The organism is Pantoea rwandensis (assembly GCF_002095475.1).
Lineage (GTDB): Bacteria > Pseudomonadota > Gammaproteobacteria > Enterobacterales > Enterobacteriaceae > Pantoea > Pantoea rwandensis.
Genome location: NZ_MLFR01000001.1, coordinates 447,449 through 460,166, shown reverse-complemented (window position 1 = coordinate 460,166; position 12,718 = coordinate 447,449). Strand labels below are relative to the sequence as shown.

The 12,718-nt window shown below is 49.6% G+C and carries 15 protein-coding genes; 8 read left to right on the top strand and 7 right to left on the bottom strand.

Features of this window, described 5'->3' with window-relative positions; all coding sequences use genetic code 11:
* Positions 1-206: 206 nt before the first annotated feature.
* The 3 genes from HA51_RS02100 to HA51_RS02090 form a co-directional block, all read right to left on the bottom strand.
* Positions 207-497 carry a hypothetical protein gene (locus tag HA51_RS02100; RefSeq protein ID WP_084931634.1) on the bottom strand — a complete coding sequence of 97 codons (291 nt, stop codon included), beginning with the start codon at positions 495-497 and terminating at the stop codon, positions 207-209.
* Positions 498-622: 125 nt separating this feature from the next.
* Complete coding sequence (gene ycgZ / locus HA51_RS02095) at positions 623-868, bottom strand: regulatory protein YcgZ (protein ID WP_084931633.1); 246 nt, start codon at positions 866-868, stop codon at positions 623-625.
* A gap of 269 nt (positions 869-1,137) precedes the next feature.
* Positions 1,138-1,974 (bottom strand): oxidoreductase, encoded by an 837-nt coding sequence (locus HA51_RS02090; RefSeq protein WP_084931632.1) that lies wholly within the window; start codon positions 1,972-1,974, stop codon positions 1,138-1,140.
* A 135-nt stretch (positions 1,975-2,109) separates the two neighbouring features.
* On the opposite strand from HA51_RS02090, the gene HA51_RS02085 reads away from it, so the two are divergent.
* Positions 2,110-3,021: an AraC family transcriptional regulator gene (locus HA51_RS02085; protein ID WP_084932065.1), complete on the top strand. Its 912-nt coding sequence runs from the start codon at positions 2,110-2,112 to the stop codon at positions 3,019-3,021.
* 3 nt (positions 3,022-3,024) lie between these two features.
* On the opposite strand, the gene HA51_RS02080 is transcribed toward HA51_RS02085, so the two are convergent.
* A complete protein-coding gene (locus HA51_RS02080) occupies positions 3,025-3,606 on the bottom strand; it encodes a helix-turn-helix domain-containing protein (RefSeq protein WP_084931631.1) in 582 nt (193 codons plus the stop codon).
* Between the two features lie 55 nt (positions 3,607-3,661).
* On the opposite strand from HA51_RS02080, the gene HA51_RS02075 reads away from it, so the two are divergent.
* From HA51_RS02075 to HA51_RS02055, 5 genes are all read left to right on the top strand, one after another.
* The gene (locus HA51_RS02075; RefSeq protein ID WP_084931630.1) at positions 3,662-4,168 is read left to right on the top strand and encodes a GNAT family N-acetyltransferase; all 507 of its coding nucleotides are present in this window, start codon (positions 3,662-3,664) and stop codon (positions 4,166-4,168) included.
* A 152-nt stretch (positions 4,169-4,320) separates the two neighbouring features.
* A complete protein-coding gene (locus HA51_RS02070) occupies positions 4,321-5,517 on the top strand; it encodes an FAD-dependent oxidoreductase (RefSeq protein ID WP_084931629.1) in 1,197 nt (398 codons plus the stop codon).
* A gap of 124 nt (positions 5,518-5,641) precedes the next feature.
* Entirely contained in the window at positions 5,642-6,796 is a 1,155-nt protein-coding gene (locus HA51_RS02065) for an MFS transporter (protein ID WP_084931628.1), read from the top strand.
* 68 nt (positions 6,797-6,864) lie between these two features.
* Positions 6,865-7,749 (top strand): LysR family transcriptional regulator, encoded by an 885-nt coding sequence (locus HA51_RS02060; protein WP_084931627.1) that lies wholly within the window; start codon positions 6,865-6,867, stop codon positions 7,747-7,749.
* Positions 7,750-7,971: 222 nt separating this feature from the next.
* The gene (locus HA51_RS02055; protein WP_084931626.1) at positions 7,972-9,051 is read left to right on the top strand and encodes a porin; all 1,080 of its coding nucleotides are present in this window, start codon (positions 7,972-7,974) and stop codon (positions 9,049-9,051) included.
* A 65-nt stretch (positions 9,052-9,116) separates the two neighbouring features.
* On the opposite strand, the gene HA51_RS02050 is transcribed toward HA51_RS02055, so the two are convergent.
* Both HA51_RS02050 and HA51_RS02045 read right to left on the bottom strand, forming a co-directional pair.
* Positions 9,117-10,154, bottom strand: a complete 1,038-nt coding sequence (locus HA51_RS02050) for an ATP-binding protein (RefSeq protein WP_084931625.1) — start codon at positions 10,152-10,154, stop codon at positions 9,117-9,119.
* Between the two features lie 2 nt (positions 10,155-10,156).
* Positions 10,157-10,867: a response regulator gene (locus tag HA51_RS02045; RefSeq protein WP_084931624.1), complete on the bottom strand. Its 711-nt coding sequence runs from the start codon at positions 10,865-10,867 to the stop codon at positions 10,157-10,159.
* A 227-nt stretch (positions 10,868-11,094) separates the two neighbouring features.
* Between HA51_RS02045 and HA51_RS02040 the strand changes: the two genes are divergently transcribed.
* Entirely contained in the window at positions 11,095-11,346 is a 252-nt protein-coding gene (locus HA51_RS02040; RefSeq protein WP_084931623.1) for a YdgH/BhsA/McbA-like domain containing protein, read from the top strand.
* 107 nt (positions 11,347-11,453) lie between these two features.
* Here HA51_RS02040 and HA51_RS02035 read toward each other — a convergent pair whose 3' ends face one another.
* The gene (locus HA51_RS02035; protein WP_084931622.1) at positions 11,454-11,915 is read right to left on the bottom strand and encodes a YlaC family protein; all 462 of its coding nucleotides are present in this window, start codon (positions 11,913-11,915) and stop codon (positions 11,454-11,456) included.
* A 116-nt stretch (positions 11,916-12,031) separates the two neighbouring features.
* On the opposite strand from HA51_RS02035, the gene HA51_RS02030 reads away from it, so the two are divergent.
* A complete protein-coding gene (locus HA51_RS02030) occupies positions 12,032-12,574 on the top strand; it encodes a DUF924 family protein (protein ID WP_084931621.1) in 543 nt (180 codons plus the stop codon).
* Positions 12,575-12,718 lie beyond the last annotated feature (144 nt).

The window sequence follows — 12,718 nt, the reverse complement described above, 5'->3', positions numbered from 1 at the left end:
CGCGGCAGATTTGGGAAGAAATTTGACGTTACCACAACATCGAACAGAATCCCTGCAATTTTATCCACGAAGAAGAAAATACTTCAGAGTGCCGACGTTTATAGGTGTGATAGGCCGCCCTGAGCCAAAAGAAAAGGCTGCAAAGATTAGAATTGCAGCCATGAATGAAGCCAATTTTATTTTTAATGAGGCCTTATGGCCCGGATTTAATGCTGTGTGTCTTTGCCCGTATTATCGCGATTGCGAAAAATGTGTGTGACGTTGTTAGTATCTTTAAGCGTTACGCCTTCGGTGTTAGATGATTGTATGTTGTTCATCACTTCTGCCATGGCACGCTGCAGTGCTTTTTGGCGGGTTGAATTAGATTCCATGGACGCCATAAAGCGCAGCTTATCCAACAGGGCGCTATTGGTGACGGGACCCGCTTTCTGCAACAGTTGCAGTACGGCATCGCCCATGACGATATCCGTTAATCTTTCTTCATCACTTCTGTTCATACACGTTCTCTGGTTACCGCGACAGACCCGCGACAGGTAACAAAGTGGATTCAGTCTAACGTGAAATGACCTATGAGGCGGAAGCCACTTTGTCCGATGTCAGGTCGGCGCGCATATTCTCTGGGTTATCGCTCGGAGGTAAACATCAGGCCAATAAGCTGTTGCAAATGCAGCTCTTCTTCCGGGCTATTGGCTTGCTCCAACCGGCAAATAAGCTTGGTACACAATGTCTTGCGGCTAAGAGATCGCCCTGACCTCAGTATTTCTACCACTATTTGCCCCAAGGTTTCCTGCTGAGAAGGCAGAGAGGCTTCATTAAAGTAACGTGCAATCGCATCCAACGTTGATGCGAGGTTTTTATCCTGACGCATGGTTCCATCCTCCAGGTTAACAAATCAGCACAAGGCCCAGTAAAGTTATACAAACAAAAGCCAGTTGTACAGGAATTTGGCCAAACATTAGGAAGGCTGTTTTTGCAAAAAGTGCTAGTCCATTAATTACAGATGCTTATGATTCTAAGCGTCTCTAAAACACAACTGTATGGCGTTAGAAAACTGCTCCCCATCTAAGGGAGCAGGTAGAATGAAGCTAAGTGTTAGGCCGAGTGATGAGTGAGATAGCTTCTGACTTTCCCATGCAGCTACTCCCCATCGGTAGAACGTGTCAGCGCTTCCCACGCTTCAATCTCTGCACTCATCGCCGCAAGTTTACCCTGCACTAGCTTCAATGCATCGCTACCGAGCAGCAAATGCGCAGGGGGGTTATCGCTTTCAATGATAGCCAGCATCGCGCGGGCGGCTTTCTGTGGGTCACCTAACTGCTTACCACTTTTCTCTTCACGTGCCTGACGAATAGGATCGAAGAGCGCGTCATAATCACTGATGCTGCGTGCGCTGCGCACCATGGAGCGACCGGCCCAATCAGTACGGAATGAGCCGGGAGCAACAGCGGTAACATGAATATTGAAGGGCGAAAGTTCTTTACTGAGGGTTTCTGAAATCCCTTCCAGCGCAAACTTACTGCCGCAGTAATAGCTAATGCCTGGCATAGTGATAAATCCGCCCATTGAAGTGATGTTAAGGATATGCCCGCGACGGCGTTGGCGCATGAAAGGCAACACTGCTTTGGTCATCGCCACGGCACCGAACACATTGACGTCGAACTGGCGGCGCATTTCCTCCAGTGAAGACTCCTCCATAATCCCTTCGTGTCCATAACCCGCGTTGTTCACCAGAACATCAATCGGACCTTGCTGGTCCTCAATGTCGGCAATAAGCGCATCAATAGCGGCGAAATGGGTGACATCCAATTCAAAAGCCAGCGCGTTTTGCTCATGAAGCTGTTCAAATGCCGCTTTTGCTTTGGCATTTCTCACTGTACCGATCACACGATAGCCGTTTGCTAAGGCTTCCTGCGCCAGAGCGCGGCCAAATCCGCTGCTGACACCGGTAATCAAAAGCGTTTTAGAAGTAGTCATCGTTTTTCTCCCGACATGAATGATGCATGCATAATATTCTCTGGAAGTTAGCGCTATAAGGCCGTATCTTCTGTTTTTATTGCCTAATCTTATGAGTGAGGGGGAGTGGTGGTAGATCCAGATGTGCAACGAAGCATGGTGGAATTGCTCAAAAATCTCGCACCACACGAGGGTTACAACCTGACGGCACTGACTGATGTGCGTATTTTGCGTTCAGATCGCCCTTTAGCGCGCACGCCAGTGCTTTACGATCCCGGTATTGTGATTGTCTGTCAGGGCAGTAAGCGTGGGTTCTTCGGTGATCAGGTCTATCTCTACGATGAGCAACATTATCTGGCAGTTTCTGTGCCGGTTCCCTTTACCATGGAAACCGCGGCCAGCGCAGAAAACCCGCTGCTGGCGATCTACATGCACCTTGACTTCAGTGTGGCGACAGCATTGTTGCTGGAATTAGAGCAGCAGCAGGTGCCTTTTGCCGCTAAAGCTGCGCAGAGCATGATGTCGAGCCCAATGGATCAAGCGCTACGTGATTCAGTGTTACGTTTCCTGACGGCCCTGAATCATCCTCTGGATGCACAGATCCTCGGACCCTCACTGGTGCGTGAACTCTATTATCGTGTGTTGACGGGTGCACAAGGTCAGGCACTGCGTGCCGCTCTGACATTGCAGGGGCAATTCGGCAAGGTGGGCAAAGCGCTGCGCCATATTCATGCCAGCTACGCACAGACGCTCAATCTCGCGCAGTTGGCGTGTGAGGCAGGCATGAGCGTGCCGACGTTCAGCGCGCATTTTAAAACCATCACGCAGCAGTCACCGATGCAATATGTGAAATCGGTTCGCCTACATCAGGCGCGTATGCTGATGGTGCGTCAAGAGATGACAGCGGCGGCGGCGAGTCATGCGGTGGGCTATGAAAGCGCCTCACAGTTTAACCGTGAATTTAAACGTCTGTTCGGGCTGCCACCGGCGGAGGAGATAAAACGCATGCAGCGCAATTTCGCGGTGCCGCCTGCACAACAAGCTGCTGTGTTTGTCTCTTCGCATTAAAGCTCATACTGCCGGTTTCAGCACCAATACCGCATAGCGGCAAATGTCATCGCTAGCATTGCTAAACACGCAATCCATGGGATCGCCCAGCTCCAGACAATCACCCGCATTCATTTCGAACAGATTATCGCCTTCCTGAAAACATAAAGTGCCTTCCAGCACCCAAATTAACTGGCGACGTGAAAGGTAGGAAATGGCTGGCATGGGCACGTCTGTACGCGGCGGTAGTTCTACACTCACGACATCCAACGGAATATCGCCAGGTGAGACATGGCGACGAATGTAGCCGGTTTCTGGATCTTGCCATACTGGTTGTTGTGCATGACGCAGCAATGTACCAGGTTGCACCTCGGTGAGCGCGATTAGCTGTGACATGCTCATTGCGAATGAACCGGCGAGGCGCGCCAGTGAAGTCGCGGTAGGGCTACTTTCACCTCGCTCTATTTTGTGAATCATTGCCCGTGAAACACCGGATTGTTCTGCCAGGTCGGTTAACGACCAGCCGCGCTTTTCTCGTTCGACTTTAATATTCTGACCAATGCGTGCATTGATGTCATCTTCTTTACTAGACAATTTATCTAACATAATGGATAACTACGATAGTAAACGAATCATCCACTATAGTGACGAGGCGGACATCATGCAAATACGTGCAGCAGAAGAGGGCGATGCAGGGGCGATCGCGGAGATCTACAACGACGCAGTACTCAACACCACCGCGATTTGGAATGAGAATACCGTGGATATTGCTAACCGCATCCAGTGGATGGCTGCTCGCCAGGCCGCAGGGTTTCCGGTATTGGTGGCGGTTGAGGAGCAAGCGGTCATTGGCTACGCCTCCTATGGTGACTGGCGTCCCTGGGATGGCTACCGCCATACCGTTGAACATTCAGTCTATGTCCATAAAAACGGGCGCGGCAAAGGGGTGGGCGGCATGCTCATGGTCGCCTTGATTGAGCGGGCGCGCGAGCAGGGCAAACATATGATGATTGCAGGGATTGAGTCAGAGAACATCGCTTCAATCACGCTGCACAAGAAGCTGGGTTTCAGTGATGGCGGCAGATTAAATCAGGTAGGCTGCAAATTTGGCCGTTGGCTCGACCTGACCTTTTTGCAGCTTAAGCTTGATGCCAGGCCGCAGCCTTAACTTAGTGTTTCTGATAAAAGCACTAAGATCTGTGCGGCGCACCTCGGATAAATGCACGTGAAAATTCTGCGGCATTTATTCCCACTTAAACCTCAACACGATGCTATATAAATGATAACGATTATCATCAATTATTTTGTGCTGAGGTCAGGATGCAACCAACAGAACTCACCGCCGACTGTTGTATCGTCGGTGGCGGACCAGCAGGATTAATGCTGGGTTATTTACTGGCGAGATCAGGATTAAGCGTCGTGGTGATTGAAAAACATCCCGACTTCCTGCGCGATTTTCGTGGCGATACCATCCATCCCTCGACGCTGGAGATCATGCGCCATCTCGGGTTGCTGGATGAGCTACTGACCTTACCGCATCAGCGAGCCGAAAAATTACAGGCGGAAGTAGCCGGTCAGGAGATCACGATGGCTGATTTCTCGCGCTTGCCGGTGCAGTGCCGCTTTATTGCCTTTATGCCGCAATGGGATTTCCTCAATTTTCTCGCGAGCAAAGCGGCCGCTTTTCCCGGCTTCACGCTCTTACAATCCACCGCTTTTGATGATTTTATCTATGCAGACGGTGTGGTTTCGGGTGTTAAAACGTTACAGGGTAACGATGCGCGCATCATTCATACCTCGTTGGTGATTGGCGCGGATGGGCGTAACTCGCAGGTACGTACCAAAGCCGGATTACAGAGTAAAAGCTTTGGCTCATCCCGTGATGTGCTGTGGTTCCGGCTGAGCAAACAGGAAATCGATCCCGAATGGGGTATGGGTCATAAAGGGCCAAAGCAGAATTTCATTGTGATTGATCGCGGTGACTACTGGCAGTGCGGCTACACCATCCAAAAAGGAGAGTTTGACGCGTTAAAGCTCGCCGGTCTGGAGACGCTAAAACAGGCTATCGCTGAAGTGGCACCCTTCAGCGCTGAGCGCATGGTGGAGCTCGACGGTTGGGACCAATTGAAGCTGTTGTCGATTCGCATCGACCGGTTGGATCAGTGGATGAAGCCGGGCGTGTTGTGCATTGGTGATGCCGCCCATGCGATGTCGCCGATTGGCGGCGTTGGCGTGAATCTGGCTATTCAGGATGCGGTGGCAGCGGCCAATTGCCTCACTCTTCCACTGAAAAAAGGCCATGTCACAGTACGTGACCTGCAGAAAGTGCAACAGCGCCGACAGTTTCCCACGGTTGCCACACAATTCCTGCAAATTAAAATGAGCAGTAATAAACGTAAGCGCACTACGCCGAGTAAAGTGCCGCAGATGATCAGCCGCTTCCCGTTCTTACGCCATCTGTTTGGTCGTTTAATTGGCTTGGGTTTTAGAACTGAAAAACCGGAACATCTCAATTAGAAAGTTTAGCTTTCTAATCCTGAAAGCCTTCTTCCATTTATCCCGACGCCCCCAGCGGCAACAATAGATTCACAGCAGCAGACAACAGTGGGTTGTCTGCTAAACCTATGAATAGGATGTGAATATGCCGATTGCTTTATTTGCGCTGACGGTGGGTGCGTTTGCTATTTGTACTTCTGAATTTGTCATTGTTGGCATGCTGCTCAACATCAGCCACGACATGTCAATTAGCGTTGCTTCGGCAGGGATGTTGGTGACGGCCTATGCGTTGGGTGTGGTGATAGGCGCTCCGTTGCTGACACCTTTAATGGTGCGCTTTAAACGTAAAAATGCGCTGGTGATGTTGATGTTGCTGTATGTGGCAGGAAATTTTGCCTGTGCTGTCGCAACCAGCTATCAATATTTGCTGCTGGCGCGTGTTATTGCTGCGTTGGCACATGCATCATTCTTTGGATTGGGCGCGGTCGTTGCCACACAACTAGTCAGCAAAGAGAAACAGGCCAGCGCTATCGCGGCCATGTTCCTTGGGGCGACATTAGCCAATGTTTTCGGTACGCCACTGGGTACGTTAATGGGCGAGCACTTTGGCTGGCGCAGTACTTTTATTGGTTGTTCCGCACTGGGTGTTTTGGCGATGTTGGCGATGATGGTGTTTGTACCCGACATCAAAAATGCCAAACCTCAACATCTGGCGTCAGAGTTCCGGGTGCTACTGCAACCCCAGGCGCTCAAAGCCATGTTAATAACGATTATTGGATTTGGCGGGATTTTCACCGCATTAACTTACATTGGGCCTTTGCTGACTCAGGTGACTGGTTTCCCTGAGAGTGCGGTGTCCTGGCTACTGCTGGTGTTTGGTGTGGGGATGGTACTGGGCAATCCGTTAGGCGGGCGTCTCACTGATTTTAATCTGCGACTTGGCATCCTTGTGACCCTGGCGATAGTCCTGACCGTGCTGGTTGCGCTGGGGTTGTTTGCCGGATTCAAAGCGATAACCGCACTGCTGGTTTTCTTATTTGGTGCCGCGATGTTTTCTGCAATTACCCCGTTACAGGTCCAGGCAATGCATGCCACCCAAAATGCGCCTGTGCTGGGGTCGTCGTTTAATATCGCGGCATTCAACCTTGGTAATGCAGGCGGCGCATGGCTGGGCGGTTATATGTTAGAGCAAGGCGTTAAAGTGGCTCAACTTCCTCTGGTTGCGGCGGCGGTGACAACTGTCGGATTATTGTTTGCCTACTTTACTCGCGCTGGGGTGGCGACAAAAAACACCCGGTGAAGCGCATTGACATCACAAGGTATTGATCGAAGGATCAATACCTTGGGCACAAGGACGGAAAGTCGCAAATGGATTTACTCAAAAGCATGGCCATTTTTATCGATGTAGTCGATCAGGGCAGCATGACGGCAGCGGCAGCGAAATCTGACGTGACGCCGCAGATGGTCGGCATGCATATCAAAGCGCTTGAGCAGCAATTTAGCGTCACATTCCTTCATCGCACCACGCGCCAAATCGGCCTGACCGAAGCAGGTAAGGTGTTTTATCAGCACTGCCAACAAGTGTTGGGGCTGATCGGTGAGACTCATCAGGTGATCAATCAGTTACACGTGGAGGCTAAAGGGCTGTTGCGCCTCTCTGCTCCTGCCACCTTTGGAGCAAGGGTGATTGCGCCAACGCTGGGTGAATTTCGACTGCATCATCCAGGTGTTGAAGTCGATCTCTTTCTGACTGATTCCGTGATGGATTTGCAGTCAGATGAAGTCGAAGTGGCGATTCGTATCGGCAGTTTACAGGACTTATCGCTAGTGGCTCGTCCCTTAGGGCGTTACTGCATGGCGATTGCCGCGGCGCCTGCTTATCTGACTGCGCAGGGGATGCCACTGCGCCCGGAAGAGCTGGCAGACCATCATTGTCTGGGCTTTAGGCTCAAACAGGCGCAACGGCATTGGCATTTCCAACGCGGTGAGGAAAAGGTGAGTGTCAGCGTTGATGACTGCATCAGTATTAACCACGGCGAAGCGCTCCGGCAGGCGGCACTCGCAGGGGCCGGCGTTATCATGCAGCCCGAGGTGTTGTTGCAACAGGACTTTACCAGCGGTGCTCTAGTGCCATTACTGACGGATTTCACCATTCCTAATCGAGCGGTCAATATGGTTTATCGCCAGGACCGTTTTGCCAGCGCCAAATTAAAGGCCATTATCGATTTTGGCTTGAAACACTGGAAGATTTAATCATCATCAAGTTTCGATTTGTGAGAATTTTTAATTGCACACCGATAATCCATCTAATCGCAATATAACTTTCAGCTTGTGACAGTAATATGACGAAATGTTCTTGCTCGAATAAATCTATTTAGTGAGACTGCCGCTGTGGTTTTTTGTTCAATCTATTTTTAGAAGTGGATAAATAAAAACCACAACAGCATTGGCATATCACTTAAAGAGATGAAATAAATGAAAGCGAAAATTCTCGTATTAGCCATCGCGGCAAATTGTGCAATGAGCGCGCAGGCGGCAGAAATCTATAATCATGATGGTAATAAGTTAGATGTTTACGGTCAGGCCGTTGCGCGTCATTACTTTAGCGATAATAAGAGTGTTGATGGTGATAACACCTATATTCGTTTTGGTTTTAAAGGCGAAACCCAGATCAATGATTCGCTGGTCGGATATGGCCAGTGGGAATATAACGTACAGGCCAACAACTCCGAAGGCAGTGATGCGCAAAACGGGAATAAGACGCGCCTTGGCTTTGCTGGACTGAAATGGGGCCAATGGGGCTCAATTGATTACGGTCGTAACTACGGCGTGATCTATGATGTTGCAGCGATAACCGATACTCCCGTCATCTTTGATGATGAAACCTTTAGCGCTTCGGACAACTTCCTGACTGGCCGTGGCAACGGCATGCTGACTTACCGCAACAAAGGTTTCTTTGGTCAGGTTGATGGACTGAATTTTGCGTTGCAATATCAGGGCGCCAACAGCGATAGCACCAATAATGGTTCACTGCGTCCTACCAACCGTGCTAACGGCGATGGCTATGGTATCTCTGCCAGCTATGATGTCGGATACGATATTTCCCTGTTAGCGGCCTATGCTTCATCCAAACGCACCACGGCGCAGAACCGGATGCAGTTGGGAGAAGGCGACAAAGCGGATATCTGGGCAACGGGCGCGAAATTCGACGATGGTCACGTCTATCTCGCCGCAACCTATGCAGAAGCACACAACCTGACACCTGTACGCAGTTTTGGTTACGCCAATAAGACCAGCAATATTGAGTTGGTGGCGAAATACTTGTTCGACAGTGGTTTCGCACCTGAAGTCGGTTATTTCCGTTCCAAAGCCAAAAATCTGCAGGTTACAGGCGATCAGGATCTGCTCAATTACTGGGACTTCTCGCTGGCCTATTACTTCAACAAAAACATGTCAGTCTATGCGGACTATAAACTTAACCGCATCGACAGTGACAACAACCTGGGCATTGCATCTGATGATCAGTTAGGGCTGGGACTGACTTACCAGTTCTAATCCGCAAGGGTGATAACATAGGGGCTGCCATTAGGCAGCCCCACAATGTGCAGATGCCTGACGCCTTATCCCGCTTGCAACGTCATGCGAAAGCTAATCCCGCCTAATGAACTGGGTTCACATTTCACCTCGCCACCGTGCGCTAAAACGATGGCGCGAACCACAGAAAGCCCTAATCCGGAAGCACCGACGTGCGAGGGTCTTTCACTGTCTGCAAGGTAAAACGCATCGAAGATCTTTTCGCGCTCCTCGGGAGCAATGCCAGGACCTTCATCTTCCACCACGATCTCGACATTACCTGCCTGCTCACGACAAGAAACCACCACTTTCCCTTGAGAGGAATAATCCAGCGCGTTATGCAGCAGGGCCAAAATGCCTTGTTTAATACGATGTGCATCAACATAACAATTCACATCTTCCAACTGCTGTACCAACACTTTGCCTTTCTCAGCAAATTGCGGCGCTAAAGTGCTCAGCAGGGCGCGCATCTCCACTTTTAAGTCAACAAACTCTCGGAACAGGCGCAGCTGCCCAGTATCTGCCAAGCTGATGACCCGTAAGTCCTCAATCATGTGAGTCAGGCTATCGGTGTGTTTGATCAATCCAGCGATGTTGGTGCTATCAGGCTGGATCACACCATCATGAATGCCCTGTAAATGGGAACGCAACACGGTGACCGGGGTGCGAAGTTCATGTGCAATGGCAGCATTCCACACCTTCATTTCCCGAGACATATGGTCGAGTTTTTCCGCCATCAAATTGAAATCGCTCACCAGATGGTCCATCTCCGTGATGCGATATTTACCCCCGCTGGCTCGGGCTGACAGTTCGCCTTCCGCAATCTTACGTGCGCTCTCAATAATGGAGGCGATGGGCGTAATCATGCCGCTGGTAAAGCGCAATGACAGGCCGAGTGCAACGGTGATCGCCAAAAAAGTCGAAATCAGTGCGTTGAGATAGTCGCTGAAATTAAAAGTTTCAAGCTCGGCACCATTGGCAATCAATGAATAGAGATAGCAAACGATAAACGAGATGATCATACCGATCACCGTGACCTTGGCCGACAGGAAAAACAGCCGATAGCGAATACTGTGTTTCTTCACCCTCAATCTCCTAACCGATAACCAAAGCCGCGAATGCTTTCGGGGACAAAATTAATGCCTGACTTCTCAAGCTTCTTACGTAATTTACTGATATGACTGTCGACAGTGCGTTCACCTGCTCCACTTTCTGCCAGGCAGGCATCAAGAATTTCGCCACGGCTAAAGACACGTTTAGGGTAACGGATGAGATGCAGCAGTATGCGATATTCGGTGGAGGTGAGCTGATTGGAGATATCCACTCGCTCCGGTCCAACGAGCACTTGGTGCGTCATCTGGTTGATATAGAGGTGCTTGGTTTCATAAATCTGCCTGACCTCATCTTTAACGTGATGGCGTAAGCGTCTCAGAATGACATGGATTCGGGCAATGACCTCGCTGGGATTGAAGGGCTTGACCACATAATCATCGGCGCCGGTACGCAGTGCATAGACTTTGTCAGCATCGGTATCCAGCGCGGTGAGCATCATCACGGGCGCGTCAGTGAAGTGGCGAATATCAGCCAGCACGGCCCAGCCATCTTTACGCGGCATCTTAATATCGAGGATAACAAAGTCGGGTTCATGCTCTTGTACGTAGTTGACCGCTTTTACGCCATCATCTGCGTGAAAAACAATAAACCCTTCACGATGTAAATAGGCTATTAATGCGCTGGCGATATCTTTGTCATCTTCCGCAAATACAATTTTTACAGCGTCACTGGCGGGTAATTTCATTTATTCACACTTCTCCATGCAATCTCCATATAACCTCCACACAGAAGATAAAAATGGGCGATAACATCTCTGCATCAAACGTTGGGGCTATATTAACGGTTGGATAGATAAGTTCCTATACCCGAGCGTGCGTTTATTTTTACCCATAACAATAATCTCCATTTTTTATTCGATGATAGTGAACAACAAATTGATTCACTGACAAATTAAGTTTCCAGGAGTATTTTATGAAAAAGTCTATTTTCAGCGCTGCCATGGTATTTAGCTTGGTCGTTTCCGCCCCTTTGATGGCCGCAGCCTCGTCCGTTAATCCGGGAACAGTGATTGGCCAAGTCTCGGTTATCGGTGCGGGTACATTGGATCAGGCAGAACAGATGCTCAATAACAAAGCCCGTGCGATGGGTGGCGATGCTATCCATATCACCAGCATGGGCGGCAAGAATAAACTGTTTGCCACAGCTGAGGTGCTGAAAAACTAAGCAAAATGGCAGGCAGTTTCTGACAAACTGCCTGCCATTTTTAACATTTCACTCACTATCACTGCGAGGGCTAATAAAAATATCAGAACTCTATTAATCGCTCGGGTTTAATGCCTTAAACGATAGATATCAGCAAAGTACAGGTAGCCTTTCTTGGCGCGCATCTCGTTCAGACGTGTTTTTTCGCTCTCGGTCAGAATGGTACTGTCCAGCAGTTCATCGACAAAAGCGTCCCGGACATGGACTTCCATATACCAGTCACCGGTGTAGCAATTCTTCCAGGCACCTTTATCGATATCCTTCGCTTTGTACGACGGATTAACGTGGAAGAAGAAGAAAAAATTACATACAGCAAAAATCAGGATGCAGACCACATATTCGATGGTGCCGAAAGAGTCGGAGTACAACAGCAGCGCCATGGTAAGAACAAACAGTATCCACATCAGGCTGAATAAACCGGGATAATTTTTGATAAAGGAGATATCAAAGTAGGGGCGGTCATTACGCTGCTCTTCTACGTTGATTCTATCCAGCTCGGTTTGTAGTCGCTCATCCAGTTGATTACTCATGCATTCACCTCAGTGGTTTCCTTATCCATACTTCGCCCGCGCGAGTCTAACAGATAACCACCACGATTTTAGCCTAACCTTGATGGTTATTAGGGGAATTATCTGTGGGGAATAGGATGGAGTATGAAACCGTATTGGCATTCTGGTTTAACGCGCGCCATGAAAACTCTTGGTTCAAGCAGAACGACGGGTTTGATGAAGCTATACAAGGTGGTTTTTATGATTGTTGGGAAGCGGCTCGTCGCGGTGAGCTATCGGCTTGGCGGAAAGACATTCGAGGGCGATTGGCAGAAATCATCGTGCTGGATCAATTCTCCCGCAATCTCCACCGGAACAGTGCTCTCGCCTGGCAGCAGGATGGCATGGCGCTATTGCTCGCGCAGGAAGCGGTGAAAATTCCGGGCTATGCATCACTGAGCCTGGATGAAAAAGGCTTTCTCTTGATGCCCTGGATGCATGCCGAGTCTCGTGTTGTCCATCAACAAGCCGAAGTGTTGTTCGATGCGCTGAAAGGATCGTCTTACTATCAGAGTGAGTTAGAGCATCGGCAGATTATCGAGGCATTTGGTCGCTATCCACATCGTAATCAGCGGCTTAATCGTCCATCCACACCGGAAGAACTGGCATTCCTTAGTGAGAAACAACGCTCATTTTATTGACTCAGCATCTACCTCTGATACATGGATGGGGTGTAAATGGATAAAAAAATGCCCGCTAAGCGGGCGGGGTAATTAAACCAAGGAAAAAATTCTCGTAGGCAACGCATTGCTGTGTGTTGCGTCGCTATATTAGCAACGTTCTGC

Bases quoted from the DNA above. Each gene is read 5' to 3' on its own strand.
- HA51_RS02100 (WP_084931634.1), bottom strand. From the start codon at position 497: ATGAACAGAAGTGATGAAGAAAGATTAACGGATATCGTCATGGGCGAT.
- ycgZ (WP_084931633.1), bottom strand. From the start codon at position 868: ATGCGTCAGGATAAAAACCTCGCATCAACGTTGGATGCGATTGCACGT.
- HA51_RS02090 (WP_084931632.1), bottom strand. From the start codon at position 1,974: ATGACTACTTCTAAAACGCTTTTGATTACCGGTGTCAGCAGCGGATTT.
- HA51_RS02085 (WP_084932065.1), top strand. From the start codon at position 2,110: ATGGTGGAATTGCTCAAAAATCTCGCACCACACGAGGGTTACAACCTG.
- HA51_RS02080 (WP_084931631.1), bottom strand. From the start codon at position 3,606: ATGTTAGATAAATTGTCTAGTAAAGAAGATGACATCAATGCACGCATT.
- HA51_RS02075 (WP_084931630.1), top strand. From the start codon at position 3,662: ATGCAAATACGTGCAGCAGAAGAGGGCGATGCAGGGGCGATCGCGGAG.
- HA51_RS02070 (WP_084931629.1), top strand. From the start codon at position 4,321: ATGCAACCAACAGAACTCACCGCCGACTGTTGTATCGTCGGTGGCGGA.
- HA51_RS02065 (WP_084931628.1), top strand. From the start codon at position 5,642: ATGCCGATTGCTTTATTTGCGCTGACGGTGGGTGCGTTTGCTATTTGT.
- HA51_RS02060 (WP_084931627.1), top strand. From the start codon at position 6,865: ATGGATTTACTCAAAAGCATGGCCATTTTTATCGATGTAGTCGATCAG.
- HA51_RS02055 (WP_084931626.1), top strand. From the start codon at position 7,972: ATGAAAGCGAAAATTCTCGTATTAGCCATCGCGGCAAATTGTGCAATG.
- HA51_RS02045 (WP_084931624.1), bottom strand. From the start codon at position 10,867: ATGAAATTACCCGCCAGTGACGCTGTAAAAATTGTATTTGCGGAAGAT.
- HA51_RS02040 (WP_084931623.1), top strand. From the start codon at position 11,095: ATGAAAAAGTCTATTTTCAGCGCTGCCATGGTATTTAGCTTGGTCGTT.
- HA51_RS02035 (WP_084931622.1), bottom strand. From the start codon at position 11,915: ATGAGTAATCAACTGGATGAGCGACTACAAACCGAGCTGGATAGAATC.
- HA51_RS02030 (WP_084931621.1), top strand. From the start codon at position 12,032: ATGGAGTATGAAACCGTATTGGCATTCTGGTTTAACGCGCGCCATGAA.